Here is a 21,154-nt window from a genome sequence, read left to right as displayed (position 1 = left end):
GTCGATATAAAACTAATGAGGGAGCGGGCTTGCCCGCGAAGCAGACGGCGCGGTCTTAAGCCTTCACCGCCTCCAGCGCTATCTCAACCGGCTCTGGCCGTTTGATCACCGCATAGACCACCGCCGTCAACAAACTACCCGCCACAATTGCCAGCAAGTACAGCAGCGCATGGTTGATCGCATTCGGGATCAGCAATACAAACAAACCACCGTGCGGGGCCATCAGTTTGCAGCCGAAGTACATCGACAGTGCGCCCGTCAACGCACCGCCCAAAATACTCGCTGGGATCACCCGCAGCGGGTCTTTTGCGGCAAACGGGATCGCACCTTCAGAGATAAAGCACAGCCCCAGCACCAACGCCGCTTTACCGGCCTCGCGTTCGGTCTGAGCAAATTTGCGCCGGGCCAGGAAGGTCGCAATGCCCAAGCCGATCGGCGGCACCATGCCCGCAGCCATCGTAGCGGCCATCGGTGCATAACTTTGCGATGCCAGCAGCCCAACCGAGAACGCATAAGCGGCTTTGTTGATCGGCCCGCCAAGGTCGACACACATCATGCCGCCCAGCAACACACCCAGCAGGATGGCGTTGGTGGTGCCCATACTGTCGAGGAAATGAGTCAGGCCTTCAAGCATCCCGGCGACCGGCTTGCCCACCACGTAAATCATCACCAGACCGGTAAACAGGCTGGCAAACAAAGGGATGATCAAAATCGGTTTCAACGCTTCCAGGCTTTGCGGCAGACGCGCATAGCGATTGATCGCCTTGGCGCAGTAGCCCGCAAGAAACCCGGCAATGATCCCGCCGATAAACCCGGCCCCCAAAGTACTCGCCAACAGACCACCGATCATCCCTGGCGCCAGGCCCGGACGGTCGGCAATCGAGTAGGCGATGTAACCCGCAAGCAACGGCACCATCAGCTTGAACGCCGCATCACCACCGATCTGCATCAGGGCTGCTGCCAACGTACCGGGCTCTTTATATGCAGAGATGCCAAACACGAAGGACAACGCGATCAGTAGGCCGCCCGCCACCACCATCGGCAACATGAACGACACACCGGTCAGCAAATGTTTGTAGACCCCGGTTTTTTCCTGCTTGGCGGGTGCCCCACCGGCCGACGCAGCAGTTTCCTGCCGCCCTTCGCTCAGCGCCTTGTTCAGTGTGGCTTCGGCTTGCTTGAGGGCGATGCCGGTACCGCAGCGGTAAATTTTCTTGCCGGCAAAGCGCTCGGTGGGCACTTCAATATCCGCTGCCAGCAGCACCACATCGGCGTCGCTGATGACCTGGGCACTCAACGGGTTGCGTGCACCGACCGAACCCTGGGTTTCGACTTGCAGCTCGTAGCCCAAACGCTTGGCCGCTTGTTGCAAGGCTTCGGCCGCCATAAAGGTGTGCGCCACGCCGGTCGGGCAGGCAGTCACGGCAACGATTTTAGGCGCCTGCTTTATGCTCTCGACCTGAGCCGAAGGTGCAGGGGCAACATAGACTTCAGCTTCTTTGACCCCACGCTGCAATACCGCTTCTACATCTTGCAGGGCTTGGGCCGGGGTGCTCTGAAACACCCGCTTGCCAATAAAACGCTGCATATCCAGCGGCGTGCTGCTGACCAGCAGCACCCACTCGGCTTCGTCGATGATGGCCGCCGACAACTGGCGCTCCGGGTGCTTGGGGTCGTACACCTCAACGCTGGTGCTCCAGCCCTGACGCTGCGCAGCAGCATCGAGCAAACGGGCGCACAGCACGCTGGTTACCATGCCGTTGGGGCAGCCCGTCACAATGGCTAATTTCATGTGTATCCCTCTTATTCTTCTGTCAGGGGGCGAACGCTAACGCCGCTTTCGAGCGTCGCCAGGTGCGCCGCATCGCTGATACCAAAACCGATTTGAGTGACCGCCATGGCCGCAATGGCGGTGGCGGTGCGCAAGGTCTGTTCGGGGCTGTGGCCACTGAGCAAGCCGTGAACCATCCCCGCCAGCAGCGAGTCACCGGCACCCACGGTACTGGCGACGCTGACCCTGGGCGGCAACGCCTGCAAGGCCGGTGCGCGGCTGAACCAGTTCACGCCATCGGCCCCATGGGAAATCACCACATGCTCAACGCCTTGCGCCTGCAGTCGGCCAGCCGCGGCGATCTGGGCTTCCAGGCTGCTGATATCGCAACCCAAAGCATCGCTGAGTTCTTCGGCATTGGGTTTGATCAACCACGGGCCGGCCGCCAGACCGTGTTTCAAGGCCTGGCCACTGGTGTCCAGAATCACTTTTAAACCGAGCGCCTTCAAACGTAGCAGCAGGTCGTGCAGCCACTCTGGGCTGACCCCTTGCGGCAAGCTGCCAGCCACGATCACCGCGTCATGGCCGGGGGCAATTCGCTCAAGGGTCTCGAGTAATTCTTGTTGTGCCTGCGGGCTGACCAGCGGCCCAAGCCCGTTAAGGTCGGTGACGCGGCCATCGTCTTCGGCGACTTTTATATTGCTGCGGGTTTCACCGGGCACTCGGATAAATGCATCGACAAAGCCACGGCGCTTGAACAATGCGTCAAATGCATGCTGATTGTCTTCGCCCAGAAAACCGCTCACGGTCAGCGTGTGGCCCAGGTCAGCCAGCACTTGCGCGACATTCAGCCCCTTGCCTGCGGCATGGGTCAGCATCATCGGGCTGCGATTGACTTCGCCCGGCTGCAGGTGCCCAAGGCGCACAGTCAAATCCAGTGCAGGGTTGAGGGTGATGGTCAGAACGCGGGCCATTAGAGCGCCTCCACCAATGCACGGACTTCATCCGGGCTGCCAACACTCAAGGCTTGCGCGGCCAGGGTTTTGAGGCGATCCATATTCAACTCGCGAACCCGCGCCTTGACTTCAGGAATGCTGCGCGCCGACACGCTCAGCTCATCCACACCCAAGCCGACCAGTATTGGCACTGCCAGTGGGTCGGCCGCCAATTCGCCGCACACGCCAACCCATTTGCCATGGGCATGCGCCGCGCGCACGGTGATGTCGATCAGTTGCAGCACCGCCGGGTGCAAACCGTCGGCCTGGGCCGACAAGGTCGGGTGACCACGGTCGATGGCCAGAGTGTATTGGGTCAGGTCGTTGGTGCCGACGCTGAAAAAGTCCACTTCTTTGGCCAAAACCGGCGCCAGCAAAGCGGCGGACGGAACTTCGATCATGATCCCCAGTTGTAAATCGGCCACCGGGATTTCCAGGCGCAGACGCTCGGTCATGTCACGCGCGGCACGCCATTCGGCCACGCTGCCGACCATCGGGAACATGATGCGCAGCGGGCGGTTGTCTGCCGAGCGCAACAAAGCGCGCAATTGGCTTTCCATGATTTGCGGACGTTGCAACGTAAGACGGATGCCACGAACGCCCAGAAACGGGTTTTCTTCTTTCTCGATTGGCCAGTACGGCAGCGGCTTGTCGCCGCCCACGTCCAGGGTGCGAACCACCAGAGGCCGCCCATCCAAACCGTCGAGTACGCGACGGTATTCGGCTTCCTGCGTGGCTTCGTCCGGGACCTGGGAGTGGGCCATGAAAATCAGCTCGGTGCGCAGCAGACCAATGCCTTCGGCGCCCTGCTCGACTGCACTGGCGACGCCTTTGCTTTCGCCGATATTGGCGAAGACTTCAACCGCGTGGCCATCCTGGGTCACCGCCAGTTCATGACGCTGAGCGGACGCGGCCAGCAAACGCTGTTCGCGGCTGTCGCGCTCCTGCGTGGCGCGCTGTAGCGCTTCGGCATCCGGTGAAACGTGCAAACGGCCGCGCTGGCCATCAATCAAAAGTTCAGTGCCCGGCGCCAGCAGCAGCACCGCTTCGCCCGCACCAACCAAGGCCGGAATACCCAGCGCACGAGCAACGATGGCACTGTGGGCGGTAGCACCGCCACGGGCGGTCAAGATCCCCGCAACCCGAGCCGGGTCGAGGCGCGCCACGTCCGACGGGCCGACTTCATCCATCACCAGCACATAAGGCTGGTCAGGTTCGGCCGGGGTTTCAACGCCACACAGTTGGGCCAATACACGGCGACCAATATCACGCAGGTCGGCTGCACGCTCGGCCAGCAGCGCATCCTGCAAGGACTCTTGCTGGCGGGCGGCGGCTTCGATTACCGACATCCAGGCAGCTTCGGCGCTTTCGCCCTGCTTGAGACGCGACTCGACTTCATCGGTCAGTTCCGGGTCGTCGAGCATTTCCTGGTGAGTGATAAAAATTTCGCGAATGGCCTTGGACTGGCTGCGCGAAATCAGGCCTTCGATGTCCTGACGCACTTCGCCCAAGGCTTTTTGCAGACGCTCGCGCTCAACCAGGGACGACTCGCCACGCAGGGGGTAATCGAAGGTTTGCAGCACTTGAATATGGGCCGGACCAATCGCAATACCGGGCGAGGCGGCAATGGCCTGAACCACGCTCCCGGCAGCCGGGGCGGTGATCAGCGTGGCAATTTCGGCCACGCACGGCGCCGCTTCGACCAGGGTCGGCAGCGGCTCGACTTCTTCCCCCAAACCCGCCTCAACCGCAGCCAGCAACGCGGGCAATGCATCGTTGGCGATACTCGGTTCAGCAACAAACTCCAGCACCTGACCACGACGGGCACCAAGGCTCAGCAACTTGCTCAGGCTCTTGGCCGAGACGGCCGAGTCCTGGCCATCGACGATTCTGACGCGGATATCACCCTCAAAACTCTTCGCCAGTTGCGCGAGGACTTTTGCCGGGCGCGCATGCAAACCGTGGGCGTTGGCCAGGGTAATGCGCGCACTCGGCCAGTCAGCCGGCAACTCACCGCCCAGCACTTCGAGCACCGCGCGGCGGCTGGTGGCCCGGCCCAATTCATGACCGCGACCGGCAATCAGCAGCGCACACAAGCGCTCAAGCAAGGCCTGATGCGCTTCGCCCAGGCTGGCCAGGCAGAACAGGCCGCTCAGCGGCTGGCCCAGGTAGCGCATCGGTTTGTCCGGCGTTACAAACGCCAGCCCCGGACGCTTGACCGTTTGTTCGCTGTGCAGCCACCACAGGCCATCGCCCAGCGGCAGCGCATCAACTTGTTGCAGCACGGCGGCAAAGCCATTGCTCACGCAATCAGCCTGGCGCAATAGACGAGCGCCACGCCATACCAGCTCTTCGAAATCATCGGCGGACACGCCCAGGCCAATCATCTGCGCATCCAGCGCCAGCTCTTGCGGTGCGCCCTGGAGCAATTTGAGCAAGGCTTCGGCAGAACTGGCACGGCGCAGAGCTTCGCCCAGATCGGTTTCGCCCAAGGCACGGGTCAGCAGTTGCAGCAAACGCAGGTGCTCGTCGGACTTGGCCGCAATGCCAATCGCCAGATACACCATCTGGCCATCACCCCAATCCACACCCTCAGGGAACTGCAGCAGACGCACGCCCGTGGTGAATACCAGCTCGCGGGTTTCAGGTGTGCCATGGGGGATGGCGATACCCTGGCCCAAAAAGGTCGACCCCTGAGCCTCACGCGCTTGCAAGCCACTCAGATAACCTTCGGCCACCAAGCCATCGGCAACCAGTTTATCGGCCAGCAATTGCAGCGCCGCAGACTTGTCCACAGCCGTTTGGCCCATGGAAATCTGCTCTATGGTGAGCTCGAGCATGCGTTCTCCTTTTCCGGTACTCAATGGCACTCGGTATTGTTTTGAATTAAGTCAGCTTGGGTCGCTCATTCCGGGCAGCGTCTGCGGATGTGTGGCAAGTACATCACTACCGAAATAAGTGCCTTTAAATACGCCTGCTGAAACGTTTAATCAAGAATGTCCGGCACGTTACTGCATAATTGCTCGCGCTTGAAGTCCAACTTGTCGCATTGATTGGCGTCAGCCAGCGAATATTGCAAAAAAATACAGTACACCGATGGCAGACGATGGTCGGCTGCCTTTATGGGTTAGGATTGGCCAGAATGTCGACATGTACTACAAAAAATAAGGAATTATCGGCGTGAAGCTCAGTGATATCGCTCAATTGGCAGGTGTTTCCGTAACGACTGCCAGCTATGTCATCAATGGAAAAGCCGAGCAGCAGCGCATCAGCAGCAGCACGGTGGAGCGCGTGCGTGCGGTGGTCGAGGAGCACGGTTTCACCCCCAACCCGCAAGCAGCCGGGCTGCGCAGCCGGCACACGCGCACGCTGGGGTTTATCCTCCCGGACCTCGAAAACCCGAGTTATGCGCGCCTGGCCAAGCAACTCGAACAAGGCGCTCGCGCTCGTGGCTATCAGCTACTGATCGCCAGCTCCGACGATGCGCCGGACAGTGAGCGCCAGTTGCTCAAGTTGTTTCGTGCCCGTCGTTGCGATGCCCTGTTCGTCGCCAGTTGCCTGCCCGATGACGATGACAGCTACCGCCAGTTGCAGGATCTGGGCATGCCGATCATTGCCATTGACCGGACCATGGAGCCAGAACGCTTTTGCTCGGTGATCAGCGATGACTGCGAAGCCAGCCTGCAGTTGACCCGCAGCCTGTTGCATCCTTTGCCACGCCAAATTGTATTGATCGGCGCGCGCCCTGAGCTGAGCGTCAGCCAGGCCCGAGAGGCAGGCTTCAGGCAAGCCGTGGAAGGATTCAAGGGTGAAGTCCTGATCGAGCACGGCACGGCGTTCAGCCGCGAATGCGGGCGCCGGATCATCGATGATCTGCTGGCACGCCAAGGGCACTTTCCCGAAGCGCTGATCACGACTTCATACGTGCTTTTGCAAGGTATGTTCGACGCACTGCTGGAGCACCCAAGCCAACGTCCGCCCTTGCGTCTGGCCACTTTTGGCGACACCCAACTGCTGGACTTCCTGCCGCTGCCGGTCAATGCCATGGGCCAGCAACATAAGCTGATTGCCGAAAAAGCCCTGAACCTGGCACTTGCAGCCATTGAAGAGCAAAGCTACGTGCCTGGTATCCATGCGATTGCCCGAACCTTCAAACAACGGATTCATCAGGCCTGAGCATGGGACTGATCGACAGCCATACCCACCTCGACTTCCCGGACTTTGACGCTGACCGCACGCAGTTACTGGCGCGCAGTCGGGCGTCGGGGGTTGAGCAGATGGTGGTGTTGGGGGTCTATCAGCACAATTGGCAGCGTTTGTGGGATTTGGTGCAAACCGACAGTCAGCTATATGCCGCCTTTGGCTTGCACCCGGTGTACCTCAACGAACATCGCCCTGAGCATGTACTTGAACTGGGGCAGTGGCTGAGCCGCCTGGCGGGGCACCCGCAGCTATGTGCCGTGGGCGAAATCGGCCTCGACTACTTCCTGCCCGAACTCGACCGCGAGGGTCAGCAACAGCTGTTCGAAGCCCAATTGCAGCTGGCCGCCGACTTTCAGCTGCCCGCCCTACTCCACGTCCGACGTAGCCATGCGCAAGTGATTGCAACGTTAAAACGCTTCAGGCTACAGCGCGGCGGGATTATTCATGCATTTGCTGGAAGCCGCGAAGAAGCCCGCGAATACCTGAAGCTGGGATTCAAGCTGGGTCTGGGTGGCGCGGCTACCTGGCCGCAAGCCTTGCGCCTGCGTAAAGTGATCGTCGATTTGCCGCTGGACGCCATCGTGCTGGAAACCGACTCGCCCGACATGGCCCCTGCCATGTACCCCAACCAGCGCAATAGCCCGGAGCACCTGCCAGATATCTGCCAGGCGCTGGCCGAAGTGATGGGCATCAGCCCCGAGCGTTTGGCCGAAACCAGTACGGCCAATGCGCGGGAGTTGTTTGGCTGGTAACCGGCCCTGCTTTTGTAGCCGCTGAGGAGCGTAGCGAGGCTGTGTTGGTGTGGTACGGCACTCCGGTGAGAACGCGTTATCTGAATTTACGATCGCTTCGCAATCGAACGCAGCCTCGTTCCTTCGGCAGCGGCTACGAGGATTTGCGCACACCAACGCTCACACAGGCGTTACAACAACAACGCCCACACCGCAAAACACGCATACCACAGCACTGCCGCGCGCAGCAGCAAAGCCCACAAGGTGTCGAGGCTGCTGATACCCTCAGGGCCGGCTTGCGGTGCCGGGATTTCAGCGGCTGCACAACCGGCCTTGTTAATCAGTTGCGCGGCACTGATGTCCCAGCTCAGCAACTCATGCAGCATCACCCGGCTGACCGCCGCGAAGTTGCCCACCAGCGCAAAACTCGCCGCCAACAACCGCACCGGCAACCAGTCAAAAGCATGGCGCACTTGCTCGGCACGCTCTACCAGCGCCGGGTTCTGGCTGTGCTCTGCTGCCAGGGCCAGCAATCGGTAGCTCAAGACCACCACCGGGCCCAGCAGGAAATACCAGAAAATCACTGCAAAAAAACTCTGGTAGGCCTGCCACAACAGATGCCCTTGCACCTTTTCCAGCAACTGCTCACCGCTGTCCGCACTGACGCGAAGGTCACGCTCGGCAACATGGGCCGCGGCCTGTAAATCACCGCGCCGCCAGGCATCACGGAAGGGCCCAAGCCCCCCCAACAAATCGCCGCGACCCAGGCTGTAAATCACCACCAGCAGGTGTATCGGCAGCGCCAGCAGGCCATAAGCCACCGGTTGCAGCACCACTAACAGCAAGCCCAATACCAATGCGGGCAACACAATCAGAATGAACAGTACCCACCACGGTTGCTTGCCAAACCTGGGGCTGGCTTCAAGCTTGTGCAGTTCGCGCAGCCAGCCACCATCACGCTGCAAACGCTGTCGCAAAGCCGAGAACTTCTCGACCAGAATCGCCAGCAGTAACACCACAAAACTCATTGTTGCTCTCCTGTGTGCTGCAACGCGCCGCGAAAGCGCATCCAGTCAAAAGCCGGCCCGGGGTCTGTCTTGCGCCCCGGTGCCACGTCGCTATGACCACATATCCTGTTCGATGTGATGGCGGGGTAAGCCGCCTGCAGTTGCCAGGTCAACGCTGTCAGCGCCTGATACTGCGCGTCCGTGAACGGCTGTTCATCGGTGCCCTCAAGCTCAATACCCAGCGAAAAGTCATTACAGGTCTCACGCCCCTCGAAGCTCGAAATGCCCGCATGCCATGCACGATCGAGACATGAGACAAACTGGGTAACCCTACCGTCACGCTCTATCAGAAAATGTGCACTTACCCTGAGGTCGATGATGCCTTCAAAGTAAGGATGCTCTGTGACGTCCAGTTGGTTTTGGAAGAACTCCTGAACCTTGCCGGTGCCAAATTGCCCCGGCGGCAAGCTGATGTTGTGGATAACCAGCAGGGAGATTTCGTCGCTCGGGCGCGCATTGAAGTTGGGTGACGGGCAATGGCACACGCCTTGGCACCAGCCACTTGCGGGGTCCAGCTGCATACAGGCTCCTTCAACAGGCAAAACCAAAGGCCCAGTATGCCGCGATGAGCACGCCGATGGGGAGCAATCTGTGTTGTCTGCGATTAGTCCGCGCCAGACTGCCGCAAACTGTCTATCACCGACTCCAGGGCCCGATCGAACAACAACCGGTCGTCGAGCAGCAGAATAGCCCCGCTACGCAGCTGGACGATTAAATCAGTGCGGTTTTTTTCCAGCACCTTGGCCCCCATGCGATTGACAAAAACATGAATGCCGCCCGGTTCCAGAATCGTGATCAGTTTGCAACGCAGCCGCGTAGTTTCATCGGCCTGCAGTTCGATCCACGTTCCGATGCGCAATTGGCTGACCAGCAGCAAGCCCAGATGGCCCTGCTCATCGAGAGCAGGTAAAGGCCATGACTGCACCGGGCTGGCCTGGAACGGAGGTCGACGACGCGCATGTTCGGCGTCACGGGTGCGTTGCTCCAGCAGCTCAATGCGCCCACGCTCGCCGCGGGTAAACATCGAAAAATCATGCAGCATGGACTCAAGCAGCGCCGGGTTATTACCTGCATATCGGGCCAATTGCAGCACCACGTGCTCAACCTTGCGGTACAGCATGTCGCTGCAGTCCTCAGCGTTGGCGCCCCACCCAATGGCCGCGCTGGCAATCACATTGAGTAATCGGCGAGCCGGGTGGCTGTCGCAGCTGAAAAAATTCTGATCGCGCCGCGCAATCTGGAGCATCGGTTCGCGTAACAACGCCAGCAGCTTTTTCAGCGGTTGCGAGAGATTGCGGTCATCGCTGATGTAGTCGAACAACAACCCGACCAATTTGCCTGCATCCTCGCCGGTATTGGTTGATTGCTGTTCAAGGGCGCTGACTTTGGTGGCGCAGCACGTTGCTTCCTCGGCAAGGTCAGGCAGCACCCCCGTGGCAATCAAAAGTTGGTTAGCGTCGGCATACAGCTGTCCGGTCTGGCTGAGCAGGTACTTCTCGAACAGTCGGAGCATGATCAGCTTGACCTTCAAGTCCATACCCTGATCACGTTCCGATTGCAGAAAGTACTCGCACAGCATCGCGGGCCCCAACGGGTTGTTTTGGTCATCGAGCGGCTCGCAGCTCAGGGTATTGAGGCGAGCACTCAACTGGCACAACGCCAATTGGTTGCGGGCCAAAACCCGCGCCACCATCGCATTCGTCACCTGAGCCCGTTCAAGATCATTGGCCATCAGTGAGAACGCGCTCTGTGCCGGAGCTACAGCCTGCAAGGCAGGCTCTGCGACTTCAGGCTGGGCCAGTCGGATAAACGCTTCAAACAGCCGTTCAAGAAAACCGCGCTCAATGTTTTTACGTTTGAGCCTGACATCGCGCATGGCTTCAAAAAACAGGCTCTGCTCAGTGTCGTTTTGAGCCTTGTCAGCCATTTCAAACAGGGTTTCATCGGCATTTTCGAACAGCACTTGCAGCTCGTTCCTGAGCTGCTGTGCAGCCTTGTCATGCACCTGCAACAGGATCACAGGCAGGCGGGCAAGCGGCGAGTGCATCGCCCGCTCCGTAGTGGTCCTGTGCGCAGGTCCCACTTTCCCGTCATTTTGCATCCTGTCCTCCCTGAGTGGTTTATTCGCTTGCAGGTGAGCGTGCGTGGCCAGAGCCATTTTTGACGCACACAAGCAGAACCGGCGGATGCCTTGCGCACTCGTCGGCGTATCGAAATTAAGGGCAACAGCTACACGTCAAAGCTATGGCGCCAATCGCAAGGCGGATTATCTTGTAAAAGACGACGCTTGTGCCAGCACACTCTTCACTTCATTGAGCGAGGGTGCCAAATAGTTCTCAAAGTGCCGCACCAGCCTGTTGCAGGCATTTGCCCACGGCGCGGTGGCACACCTTGGGTTCAACCGTGGCATGGCCCTATAATCGGCGCACTTTGTTTGTGGAGCTCGTTATGCCGAATTTACGCCTGGCCGACCTCACTGCCGAAATCGAAGCCAACGTGCGCCGCGCGTTAGCTGAAGACATTGGCAGCGGCGATATCACTGCACGGCTGATCCCGGCCGAACGTCTGGCCAAAGCCACGATTATTACCCGTGAAGCAGCTGTCATCAGCGGTACAGCGTGGGTCGACACTGTGTTTCGCCAGCTTGATCCACGAGTGGCCGTACACTGGCAGGTCGCCGATGGCGAGCGCGTGAGCCCCAACCAAGTGTTGTTTCACCTTGAAGGTCCGGCTCGCTCTCTGCTCAGCGGCGAACGTAGCGCGCTGAACTTTCTGCAGCTGTTGTCAGGCGTTGCCACACACGCCCAGTACCTGGCCGATCAAGTGGCCGATACCCAGGTCAAGTTGCTGGATACCCGCAAAACCTTGCCGGGCCTGCGTCTGGCACAGAAATACGCCGTGACCTGCGGCGGTTGCCACAATCACCGGATCGGTCTGTACGACGCATTTTTGATCAAGGAAAACCACATCGCAGCGTGTGGCGGTATTGCCGAGGCCATCAGCGCCGCACACAAGATTGCTCCGGGCAAGCCGGTAGAAATCGAAGTCGAAAGCCTGGCTGAACTCAAGCAAGCACTGGACGCAGGCGCCGACATCATCATGCTCGACGAACTGAGCATGGATGACATGCGCGAAGCGGTGCGCCTGAACGCGGGTAAAGCCAAGCTGGAGGCTAGCGGCGGCATCAACGAGACCACCTTGCGCCCGATCGCCGAAACCGGCGTGGACTACATCTCGATTGGGGCCATGACCAAAGATGTCAAAGCAGTGGACTTGTCGATGCGCTTGAGCATCTAAACAGCCCTACTCCTTGTGCAGCGGGCTTGCTCGCGACGGTATCGATGCGGTTTGACAGTTACACCGCAGCAATCCAATCGCGAGCAAGCCCGCTCCCACAGGTTTAGTGCAACGTGCTCAAGACAGCGTAAAGCCTTGGCACTTCATTTCATGCTCAAGCAACCATTGCTTGGCCGCCAGGCCGCCGCCGAAACCGGTCAGCGTACCGTTGCTGCCAATCACCCGATGGCACGGGATGATGATCGGGATCGGGTTACGCCCATTCGCCGCCCCCACCGCCCGCGATGCCTTGGGCCGCAGAATTTGCTGTGAAATCTGCCCGTAGCTGGTGGTCACCGCGTAGGGGATGGTTGTCAGCGCTTGCCATACCGACTGCTGAAACTCTGTGCCCAGTGGCTTGAGCGGCAAGTCGAAGGTCAGACGCTTACCGGCAAAGTACTCCTCCAGTTGACGACGCACTTCTGCGAGTTTTTGCGCCGAATGCACCCAGCCGTCCAGCGGCGTATGCGGCCTACGATCCAACTCGAATCGCACTTCGCGTAGCCCTTCATCATCGGCGACCAAAAACAGCGGCCCAATCGGCGATGGCATTTGTTCGTAATAAATCTGCGTCATGTTCATACCTTACGCGCAGCCGCCGCATCGGTGGCTGCACGCCATAAATACATCACTGAATAGGCCCGCCATGGGCGCCAGCTTTCGGCCAGTGCTTGCAGCGCTTTGGTGCTGAGCGGTGCACCGTGGGGGTTGGCTTCGCGGCGCAGGATCAAGTCAGCTGCGGGGAATGCATCGGGGTGCTTGAGTACGCGCATGGCAATGTAATGCGCGGTCCATTCGCCAATGCCGGGCAGCTGCACCCAACGGCTGATAAAGCGCTCTAAAGGTTGTTCAACAGCGAAATCGACGCGACCTTCAATAAGTGCGCGGGCAATCCCCTGGATCGTATTGATCCGTGCCTGGGTAATGCCCATTTGCCCAAGATCGGCCTCTGCCAGTTGCTCGGGGCCTGGGAACAAGCGATCCAGCACCGAACCTGCACCCGCTTCAATGGCAATCCCATAGCGCTGCACAATACGACTGGCCAAGGTGCGTGCCGCAGCCACGCTGACTTGCTGCCCCAACACAGCTCGTACCGCCACCTCAAACCCGTCCCAACCACCGGGCAAGCGCAGGCCCGGATAGCGTTCGATGGCCGGTGCCAGCAACGGGCTGGCACTTAAGGTGTGGGCAATTGCGAGCGGGTCGGCATCGAGGTCAAACATCCGCCGAATCCGCGTGACCACGCCCAACATCTGGCTGGGTGGTACGTTCAACAGTTCCAGCTGCAACGCATGCTGCCCGCCCGGCCAGGCACTCACCCGCAGCCAGCAGGGCGCATCACGATGTCCGAAAACCCGCTGATAACTGCCTGCGTCGACCTGTTCGATACCGGGCAATGCCCGGGTCTGTAAAAAACCCAGCAAGGCATTGAAATCAAATGGCGGGCGATAGCCCAGGCGCAACACCAATGCTTTATTCACACGCGCCTTTGGGCTGCGTCTGAATGCCCGAGGCTCGGCATGATTGGCTTCGGAAAATGCCGCATTGAACCGGCGCAAACTGCCAAAGCCAGACGCCATGGCCACTTCGGTGATCGACAGGTCGGTTTCGGTCAGCAGTTGCTTGGCAAACAGCAGGCGCTGAGTGGCGTGCACCGCCATCGGCGGCGCCCCTAGGTGCTGAACGAACAAGCGCCGCAATTGCCGGGTACCGATATTCATGCGCTCGGCCAGCCCTTCCAGCGAGTGATCCGCCAAATAGCCTTCATTAATAAGTTTCAGCGCCCGCGATACCAGATGTTCGCCCTGCAACCAGAGTTGATTGCCCGGCGCCAGCTCCGGGCGACAGCGCAAACACGGGCGAAAGCCTTGAGCCTGAGCTGCCGCCGCACTGGGGTAATACACCACGTTTTCGGCTTTGGGCGCTCGCGCCGGGCACACGGGCCGGCAGTAAATGCGAGTACTGAGCACAGCGGTAAAAAACACCCCGTCAAAACGCGCATCGCGGCTCAGACGAGCGATTTCGCAGGCGGCGGTACTGGGCGTGGTGAGGCTGTTATCTGTACTCATGGGCCGCAGAATAGCACCGCGCTTTTACCGATTCTCGCCATTTTCGGACGTCAATGTGCCTGCTTTCGCGTCAATACAAAAAAGCCACCCGAGCTATACCGGATGGCTTTTACAGTGGTGCCGGAGACAGGAATCGAACCTGCGACCTTCGCGTTACGAGTGCGCTGCTCTACCGACTGAGCTACACCGGCGGTGCCGATAAAACTAGCACCGCTGGAAAAGCCCGACAATCGATGGCTATTTACAGGCACCACTGGCCAGACATGTACCGTTTTGAGTCCAGGTCAGTGTGCTGCCTGAACTGCTCAACGTCGGCACCAGCACACTGACCCAACCGCCTGCAGCCTGGGTACCAGCCATGGTAATCACGCCATCTATCACGGTCATGCCTGCTGCCAGATTATCAGTGGCTTCAGCCGGGGCCGGGATACCGTGGGTGCCTGCATCGCAGACCATCAAGTCATTAGTCTCGCTGAAGCACAGGGCAACGGCCGTCTTGTAGGTGTTGCTGATTGAGTTCACCTCGGCAAAACGGGTCTTCATGACGTGGTCGTTGTAAGCCGGAAATGCGAACGAAGCGATCAGGCCGATGATCGCCACCACAATCATCAGTTCGATCAGGGTGAAGCCTTTTTGTTGTTTCACATGGAGTCTCCGAATAGGGGGCACGACGAGGTGCCCGAGCAGTGCTGTGCAGCCAAAAAAGTGCGCACAGGCTATCAAGGTTAGTGGGCCGATGCTCCACAACTGCATCACTGACACCTTTGGACACTCACGAGCGGGCGGGTCAGGGCTGGGAACCTCTAGTCTTTAAGACTTGAAGCACAGCCGGGCGCGCAGCGTTCCAGGGATCGAAGCATGGCAACACAGGCCGTTAAAACCAGGCTTTATCGATGGCAGGGCACTGATCTCAAGGGGGCTCGAATCAGTGGTCAAATCACCGCAGACAGTCACGTAATGATCCGGGTCCAACTGCGCCGCCAAGGTATTACCGTTAGTAAAATCCGCTGCCATGCAAACCATCAGTGTCCAGGCGCGAAATCCATCAGTGCTGTGGATATCACCCTGTTCACCCGTCAGTTGGCCACCCTGATCAACGCCGGTATCCCGCTACTGCAAGCCCTGGAGGTTATCGCCAACGGTTTCGAGCAGCGCGCAATGCGCCAACTGGTGACCGAACTCAAACAGGACATCGGTGCAGGCACCAGCCTGGCGGCTGCGCTGCGCAAAAAACCGGCACATTTTGACCTGCTGTTTTGCAGTCTCGTTGAAGCAGGGGAGCTGGCTGGGGCTCTGGATGTGTTGCTGCTGCGGGTGGCCACCTACAAGGAAAAAACCGAAGCCCTGAAAAAGAAAATCAGAAAGGCCATGACCTACCCCATCGCCGTATTGCTGGTGGCATTAGCGGTGAGCAGCATTCTGTTGATCGAAGTGGTGCCGCAATTTCAGGGCATGTTTTCCTCATTCGACGCACAACTCCCCGTGTTCACGTTGTGGGTAATCGGCCTGTCAGAGGTACTGCAAACACACGGCCTGTGGCTGCTGGGATTTTTTTGCGTCACGCTTGCCTGCCTGCGCCATCGCTATAAACACTCCGTCCTTCTGCGCCAGCGCGCTGATCGATGGCTTCTGAGGTTGCCCGTCATCGGCAACCTGTTGCACTTGTCTGCAATAGCCCGCTTCGCCCGCACGCTGTCGACCACCATTGCGGCTGGAGTGCCGCTGCTTGAGGCGTTGAACTCTGTGGCCAGTGCTACTGGCAATAGCCTGTACAAAGAAGCGGTGCTACGGCTCAAACAGCAGGTGGCGACGGGCAGCCAGATCCATGTGGCCATGGGTGCTACCGGGGTGTTCCCTGGCATGGCGATTCAAATGACAGCAATTGGCGAAGAATCCGGCACACTGGACGATATGCTTGACCACGTAGCCACCTATTATGAAAGCGAGGTCGACACTCTGGTGGATAGCCTCACAACCTTGATGGAGCCGGCAATCATGGTGGTACTTGGGATCATGGTGGGCGGACTGGTAATCGCCATGTATTTACCGATTTTCAAACTGGGCCAAGTGATCTGAGCATGATTGATTTCTTCAATTTTCATCCTGATGCATTCATTGCCTGTGCCCTGCTATTGGGCTTGTTGGCGGGCAGCTTTATCAATGTCCTGGCGTGGCGTTTGCCGAAAATGCTCGAACAGGACTGGCAGTCCCAGGCCCGCGAGTTGCTGGACCTACCCGAGCCCGCCAAGCGCCCTGTGTATAACTTGAGACACCCTCGCTCCCACTGCCCCGCGTGCACGCATCCATTGCGCCTGCGGGACAACATTCCAGTGCTGAGCTATCTGTTTTTACGGGGCAAGTGCGCGCACTGCCAAACCGCTATCAGCCTGCGCTACCCCTTCACCGAACTGGCCTGCGCCGTATTGTCGGCCGTTGTAGCCTGGCATTTCGGCTTTGGTGCGCAAGCGGGCTGGATGCTCCTGCTGACCTGGGGGCTTCTGGCCATTTGCCTGATTGATGCCAAACATCAAATCGTGCCCGACATGCTGGTGTTTCCCCTGCTCTGGCTGGGGTTGTTGCTCAACAGTTTCGATCTTTTCACCAGCCTGCCCCAAGCCGTATGGGGCGCGGCATTAGGCTATGCAAGCCTGTGGTCGGTGTTCTGGCTATTCAAACTGATCACCGGCAAGGAAGGCATGGGCTATGGCGACTTCAAGTTACTGGCCATGCTCGGAGCTTGGGGCGGGGTTGCAGTTCTGCCATTGACCATCCTGTTTTCTTCGCTGCTGGGTGCGCTGGTGGGGTTGGGCCTTTTGGCTTTGCGCCGCGCCAAAACGTCCACCGCCATTCCCTTTGCGCCGTATCTGGCAATTGCCGGCTGGATTGCATTGCTCTGGGGTGGTCAAATAACCGGCTTCTATTGGCCGATTTCGGTTTGACATGATGACTCCACCTTCAAAACCCTGGATTCTCGGGCTGACCGGCGGTATCGGCAGTGGCAAAAGTGCCGCAGCCGAGCACTTTGCCGCGCTGGGCGTACACGTGGTGGACGCCGATCATGCTGCACGCTGGGTCGTCGAACCTGGACGCCCGGCGCTGGCCACAATTGCCGAGCACTTTGGCGATGAGGTACTGCAAGCCGACGGGCAGCTCAATCGCGGCGTATTGCGTAACCTGATCTTTGCCGATCCCGAGCAACGCCGATGGCTCGAAGCGCTGCTGCACCCACTGATTCGTGAAGAAATTGCGAACAACCTGGCGCAGGCACAATCGCCTTACGCCATTTTGGTCTCGCCGCTGTTGATCGAATCTGGCCAATACACGACAACCCAGCGTGTATTGGTGATCGATGCCCCGCAAGCCCTGCAAATTCAACGCACGTTGCTGCGCGACAACACCAGCGAGCAGCAGGTACAGGCCATTCTCAAGGCACAGGCCAGCCGCGAAGATCGCCTTCGCCACGCTGACGATGTGCTGGTCAATGACAACGATCTAAAGGCGCTGCAGACTGAAGTCGAGCGCTTGCATCACTTTTATTTAACTTTGTGTGGAGGCCGACCATGACCAAACCGATGACCGTAGACTGCCCGACTTGTGGCACCGCCGTGCAATGGGATACCACCAACGCTTTCCGGCCGTTTTGCTCGGACCGCTGCAAGCTGATTGACCTGGGTGCCTGGGCATCCGAAGAGCACAAGATTCCGGTAAGCCCTGATGCTGAAGATGATTTGTTTTCCGAGGATTTGACCGAGCGCTTCCATTAACAACCAAATCCTGTAGCCGCTGCCGCAGGCTGCGACAAGGCCCGCAGGGCCTTCAAAAAACGGCTTGCTTCGCAACCCTTTGCAGCCTGCGGCAGTGGCTACCGGTTTTCTCCATCATCGTTCCACGGCGCTGCCAGGTAGCGGGTGCGGTTGAAGGTTTCAAGCCATTCAGGGCAGAACACCACCAGTGCCGTGACCAGCATCCCGTTGATAAACGCCTCAGGAAAGATGATCAGCCACAGGTAGCCAATAAAGTCCTCCAGCCACTCCGGCATCGCAAACAACCCATCCAGCCACAACACACCAAGCACTGCCAATACGCACAGCAATGCCGCCAGAGCCGCAGCAAAAAAGCCCGAGCAAAAGATATACACAAAGGGATTACGCGGCTGTGCTCGCTCGACCATGCGCGCACACCCTTCGGTCACCGCAACCGGCAACAGAATCAGCAATACGCCATTGACGCCCATCGCGACCAGGTCTTGACGCCCCAGTAACACCAACCCGATTTGCGCCAGCAGCGCACCGACAATCGCCAGCGGCCAGTCGAGCAGCAGCGTGACCACCGTCAGACCAATAAAGTGATACGACACGCCGCCCTCAAAGTCGCGGCGTACCAGCCATAGCAAAAATAGCGAAAACACCGTGCCAAACAGCAGGTGCTGGCGCCGCGTATCGGCAAACAGCTCAACCCACGGCGCTCGCCAGATCGCCCACAACACTACGGGGGCATACAGCAACCAGCCGATTGCCAATGTCTGTGTGGATAACACCTCTGCAGCAATCATGTGTTCAGCCCAATCTTGTTAAACCACACCGCTCAACCCTCCATGTTTGATGCGCCTGAGTCTACACCCGGACTTTCAGTAACACCTGTTTCAAGGCTAAGCTGCATCCATGGACGACTCTGATTATTTACGCCTGCTCACCATCCAGGCCGAGCAAGCCAACGCCTTTCTATCCAATGCCCGCAAATGGGAGCGTGAGCGTTGGGTCTGCCAGCGCCTGCTGCAAGGCTTGAACATTCCCTATCACAACGAAGACTTTCTGCAGGCAAGCCAGGAGCCGCCCGACGTATTGTTCGGCGAGGCGCGCTTTGAAGTGTTCTTTGTGCTCGATGAGGGGCGGCGCCTGAACGATGAATGGCGTGAAGAACTCCAGCGCCGCCGCAGCGCCTATTCCCTGAGCCAGCTGGTGCGGCGCGAGGCCCGACCCAAGCGGATCCCGGCGAGCAAACTGTTGCAGCGCCTGGGTCCCACCCTGCACAAAAAAGCCAGGAACTACCAAGAGCGGGATATCGACTTGGGGCAATTGGACATCATTGCGTTTTCCAGTCTCAAACGCGAAGTGCTGGACCTTAACAGCCACTTCCCGCCCCCGACCGAGTACTTGCGCCAAGGCTGGCGTTCGCTGTCACTGGTAGGACCCACCTTTGCCCGCGTGCTGTTCGCACAACCGGATGCGCCGGACTTTCTGCGCAACAACCTGGGGCGCAGCATTATTTTTGATGTAGGCATCAGCCTGTAAGTTCGTGTTCAGCCCCAACGGGCTATGCTTGTTTCCATCTCGCTGTAGCTTTTACACATCCCGCAACGTCTATTTGACGAGGCCAAAAATATGCCCAGCCGCCTGAACCCGGATGATCTGAAGCATGTCGAAGAGTACCTGCAACTGCCACAAAATCAGGTTGAGCGCCGACCATTCCGGCCCTGGCTGCTCCTTGCGGTGGTAGTGATCGTGGTAATCGGCATGGGCCTTTTGAGCCGCCTCCTGAGTTACCTGGTGCTATGAGCTGCGTTGCGCTCGCCCGGGTACGCTCTGGCACAGAATTTTTTTAAGCCTTGTGAGTGATACCCATGACCCATCGTATTGTTATCGTCGGCGGCGGTGCCGGCGGCCTGGAGTTGGCGACCCGCCTGGGCAAGACTCTAGGCAAGCACGGCAAAGCCAGCGTCACGCTGGTCGATGCCAACCTGACCCACATCTGGAAACCGCTGTTGCATGAAGTGGCCGCAGGTTCCCTGAACTCATCGGAAGACGAACTCAACTACGTCGCCCAGGCCAAGTGGAATCACTTTCAATTCCAGCTGGGGCGCATGAGCGGACTGGATCGTGAACTGAAAAAGATCTCATTGTCGGCAACCCTCGATGAAAATGGCCAGGAGCTGGTGCCTGCTCGTGAGCTGAGTTACGACACACTGGTGATTGCTGTGGGCAGTACCACCAATGACTTCGGCACCAAGGGCGCAGCCGAGCATTGCCTGTTCCTGGATACCCGCAAGCAGGCCGAACGTTTCCATCAGCAATTGCTTAATCACTACCTGCGCGCTCATGCCGGGCAAAGCGATGAGGTCGAGCAGATCAGCGTCGCCATTGTCGGTGCGGGCGCGACCGGGGTTGAGCTGGCGGCCGAACTGCACAATGCCGCGCACGAGCTGGCGGCTTACGGACTGGACCGCATCAAGCCGGAAAACATGCATATCACCCTGATCGAGGCTGGCCCACGGGTGTTACCCGCGCTGCCGGATCGGATCGGCGGGCCTGTGCATAAAACCCTGGAAAAACTCGGCGTCACGGTGCTGACCAATTCTGCCGTCAGCGAAGTAACAGCTGATAGCTTGATTACCAAAGATGGTCAGGTAATTGCTGCAAGCCTGAAAGTTTGGGCGGCAGGGATTCGGGCGCCGGGCTTTCTTCAGGAAATCGCCGGGCTGGAAACCAACCGCATCAACCAACTGGTGGTCCGCCCTACCCTGCAAACCACGCGCGATGAGAATATTTTTGCCTTTGGCGATTGCGCAGCCTGCCCACAACCGGGCACCGACAAGCTGGTTCCGCCTCGCGCCCAGGCCGCCCACCAGCAAGCTTCGCTGCTGGCCAAGTCGCTGAAACTGCGGATTGAGGGGCAAGTGCAACTTCCAGACTACAAGTACCGCGATTATGGCTCGCTGATTTCACTGTCGAGTTTTTCGGCTGTGGGTAACTTGATGGGCAGCCTGATGGGCACCGTGATGTTGGAAGGCTGGTTGGCGCGGATGTTTTACATTTCGCTGTATCGCATGCACCAAATGGCGCTGTACGGCACCTTCCGCACATTGATGCTAATGCTGGGCAGCAGAATCGGACGCGGCACCGAGCCGCGCCTGAAACTGCACTAAGGAGCACCAAAACCTGTGGGAACGGGCTTGCTCGCGATAGCAGCAACGCAATTTGACATC

Annotated in this window: 20 protein-coding genes and 1 tRNA gene; 10 read left to right on the top strand and 11 right to left on the bottom strand. The window is 58.9% G+C overall.

Going from position 1 to position 21,154, the window contains the following annotated elements; all coding sequences use genetic code 11:
- Positions 1-55: 55 nt before the first annotated feature.
- The 3 genes from V6L79_RS06945 to ptsP are packed head-to-tail and all read right to left on the bottom strand — an operon-like array spanning position 56 to position 5,606.
- The gene (locus tag V6L79_RS06945) at positions 56-1,792 is read right to left on the bottom strand and encodes a PTS fructose-like transporter subunit IIB (RefSeq protein WP_338579990.1); all 1,737 of its coding nucleotides are present in this window, start codon (positions 1,790-1,792) and stop codon (positions 56-58) included.
- Positions 1,793-1,803: 11 nt separating this feature from the next.
- Positions 1,804-2,745, bottom strand: a complete 942-nt coding sequence (gene pfkB / locus V6L79_RS06940) for a 1-phosphofructokinase (RefSeq protein WP_261740939.1) — start codon at positions 2,743-2,745, stop codon at positions 1,804-1,806.
- Positions 2,745-5,606: a phosphoenolpyruvate--protein phosphotransferase gene (ptsP, locus tag V6L79_RS06935; protein WP_321837409.1), complete on the bottom strand. Its 2,862-nt coding sequence runs from the start codon at positions 5,604-5,606 to the stop codon at positions 2,745-2,747. Before ptsP ends, pfkB begins: the two co-directional genes overlap by 1 nt.
- A 340-nt stretch (positions 5,607-5,946) precedes the next feature.
- On the opposite strand from ptsP, the gene cra reads away from it, so the two are divergent.
- Together cra and V6L79_RS06925 are read left to right on the top strand one after the other, a co-directional pair.
- Positions 5,947-6,942 carry a catabolite repressor/activator gene (gene cra, locus V6L79_RS06930; RefSeq protein WP_261740937.1) on the top strand — a complete coding sequence of 332 codons (996 nt, stop codon included), beginning with the start codon at positions 5,947-5,949 and terminating at the stop codon, positions 6,940-6,942.
- Positions 6,943-6,944: 2 nt separating this feature from the next.
- The gene (locus V6L79_RS06925) at positions 6,945-7,721 is read left to right on the top strand and encodes a TatD family hydrolase (RefSeq protein ID WP_261740936.1); all 777 of its coding nucleotides are present in this window, start codon (positions 6,945-6,947) and stop codon (positions 7,719-7,721) included.
- Between the two features lie 170 nt (positions 7,722-7,891).
- Here the strand turns inward: V6L79_RS06925 and ampE are convergent, their stop codons facing one another.
- From ampE to V6L79_RS06910, 3 genes are all read right to left on the bottom strand, one after another.
- On the bottom strand, positions 7,892-8,728 hold the full coding sequence (gene ampE, locus V6L79_RS06920; protein ID WP_338579989.1) for a regulatory signaling modulator protein AmpE: 837 nt from the start codon (positions 8,726-8,728) through the stop codon (positions 7,892-7,894).
- Positions 8,725-9,288 carry a 1,6-anhydro-N-acetylmuramyl-L-alanine amidase AmpD gene (gene ampD, locus V6L79_RS06915; RefSeq protein ID WP_338579988.1) on the bottom strand — a complete coding sequence of 188 codons (564 nt, stop codon included), beginning with the start codon at positions 9,286-9,288 and terminating at the stop codon, positions 8,725-8,727. The genes ampE and ampD overlap by 4 nt, the downstream gene beginning before the upstream one ends.
- An 83-nt stretch (positions 9,289-9,371) precedes the next feature.
- Positions 9,372-10,814, bottom strand: coding sequence for a DUF1631 family protein (locus V6L79_RS06910; protein WP_405046612.1), 1,443 nt, complete (start codon positions 10,812-10,814; stop codon positions 9,372-9,374).
- Positions 10,815-11,215: 401 nt separating this feature from the next.
- Between V6L79_RS06910 and nadC the strand changes: the two genes are divergently transcribed.
- Positions 11,216-12,064: a carboxylating nicotinate-nucleotide diphosphorylase gene (nadC, locus tag V6L79_RS06905; protein ID WP_261740932.1), complete on the top strand. Its 849-nt coding sequence runs from the start codon at positions 11,216-11,218 to the stop codon at positions 12,062-12,064.
- 117 nt (positions 12,065-12,181) lie between these two features.
- Here nadC and V6L79_RS06900 read toward each other — a convergent pair whose 3' ends face one another.
- The 4 genes from V6L79_RS06900 to V6L79_RS06885 form a co-directional block, all read right to left on the bottom strand.
- Positions 12,182-12,679 carry a methylated-DNA--[protein]-cysteine S-methyltransferase gene (locus tag V6L79_RS06900; protein WP_261740931.1) on the bottom strand — a complete coding sequence of 166 codons (498 nt, stop codon included), beginning with the start codon at positions 12,677-12,679 and terminating at the stop codon, positions 12,182-12,184.
- Between the two features lie 2 nt (positions 12,680-12,681).
- On the bottom strand, positions 12,682-14,172 hold the full coding sequence (locus V6L79_RS06895; RefSeq protein ID WP_338579987.1) for an AlkA N-terminal domain-containing protein: 1,491 nt from the start codon (positions 14,170-14,172) through the stop codon (positions 12,682-12,684).
- 115 nt (positions 14,173-14,287) lie between these two features.
- Positions 14,288-14,363, bottom strand: a tRNA-Thr gene (locus tag V6L79_RS06890).
- A 46-nt stretch (positions 14,364-14,409) separates the two neighbouring features.
- Positions 14,410-14,817, bottom strand: a complete 408-nt coding sequence (locus V6L79_RS06885; RefSeq protein ID WP_321837413.1) for a prepilin-type N-terminal cleavage/methylation domain-containing protein — start codon at positions 14,815-14,817, stop codon at positions 14,410-14,412.
- Positions 14,818-15,030: 213 nt separating this feature from the next.
- On the opposite strand from V6L79_RS06885, the gene V6L79_RS06880 reads away from it, so the two are divergent.
- Genes V6L79_RS06880 through yacG form a run of 4 tightly spaced genes read left to right on the top strand, consistent with a single transcriptional unit; the run spans position 15,031 to position 17,936 of the window.
- On the top strand, positions 15,031-16,248 hold the full coding sequence (locus V6L79_RS06880) for a type II secretion system F family protein (protein ID WP_261740928.1): 1,218 nt from the start codon (positions 15,031-15,033) through the stop codon (positions 16,246-16,248).
- 2 nt (positions 16,249-16,250) lie between these two features.
- A complete protein-coding gene (locus tag V6L79_RS06875; RefSeq protein ID WP_315968150.1) occupies positions 16,251-17,111 on the top strand; it encodes an A24 family peptidase in 861 nt (286 codons plus the stop codon).
- A 1-nt stretch (position 17,112) separates the two neighbouring features.
- The gene (gene coaE / locus V6L79_RS06870) at positions 17,113-17,736 is read left to right on the top strand and encodes a dephospho-CoA kinase (RefSeq protein ID WP_261740927.1); all 624 of its coding nucleotides are present in this window, start codon (positions 17,113-17,115) and stop codon (positions 17,734-17,736) included.
- Positions 17,733-17,936 (top strand): DNA gyrase inhibitor YacG, encoded by a 204-nt coding sequence (gene yacG / locus V6L79_RS06865; RefSeq protein ID WP_261740926.1) that lies wholly within the window; start codon positions 17,733-17,735, stop codon positions 17,934-17,936. Before coaE ends, yacG begins: the two co-directional genes overlap by 4 nt.
- Positions 17,937-18,034: 98 nt before the next feature.
- Here the strand turns inward: yacG and V6L79_RS06860 are convergent, their stop codons facing one another.
- Positions 18,035-18,724: an energy-coupling factor ABC transporter permease gene (locus V6L79_RS06860; protein WP_261740925.1), complete on the bottom strand. Its 690-nt coding sequence runs from the start codon at positions 18,722-18,724 to the stop codon at positions 18,035-18,037.
- A gap of 109 nt (positions 18,725-18,833) precedes the next feature.
- Here V6L79_RS06860 and V6L79_RS06855 point away from each other — a divergent pair, with 109 nt between their 5' ends.
- The 3 genes from V6L79_RS06855 to V6L79_RS06845 all read left to right on the top strand — a co-directional run bounded on the left by V6L79_RS06855 (position 18,834) and on the right by V6L79_RS06845 (position 21,094).
- Positions 18,834-19,463, top strand: coding sequence for a DUF1780 domain-containing protein (locus V6L79_RS06855; protein WP_261740924.1), 630 nt, complete (start codon positions 18,834-18,836; stop codon positions 19,461-19,463).
- 90 nt (positions 19,464-19,553) lie between these two features.
- On the top strand, positions 19,554-19,727 hold the full coding sequence (locus V6L79_RS06850; protein WP_338579986.1) for a DUF3094 family protein: 174 nt from the start codon (positions 19,554-19,556) through the stop codon (positions 19,725-19,727).
- Positions 19,728-19,792: 65 nt separating this feature from the next.
- Complete coding sequence (locus tag V6L79_RS06845; RefSeq protein ID WP_338579985.1) at positions 19,793-21,094, top strand: NAD(P)/FAD-dependent oxidoreductase; 1,302 nt, start codon at positions 19,793-19,795, stop codon at positions 21,092-21,094.
- The last annotated feature ends 60 nt before the right edge of the window (positions 21,095-21,154 follow it).

Source organism: Pseudomonas sp. ML2-2023-6 (assembly GCF_037055265.1).
Lineage (GTDB): Bacteria > Pseudomonadota > Gammaproteobacteria > Pseudomonadales > Pseudomonadaceae > Aquipseudomonas > Aquipseudomonas kulmbachensis.
This window is presented reverse-complemented; position numbering and strand designations above follow the sequence as displayed.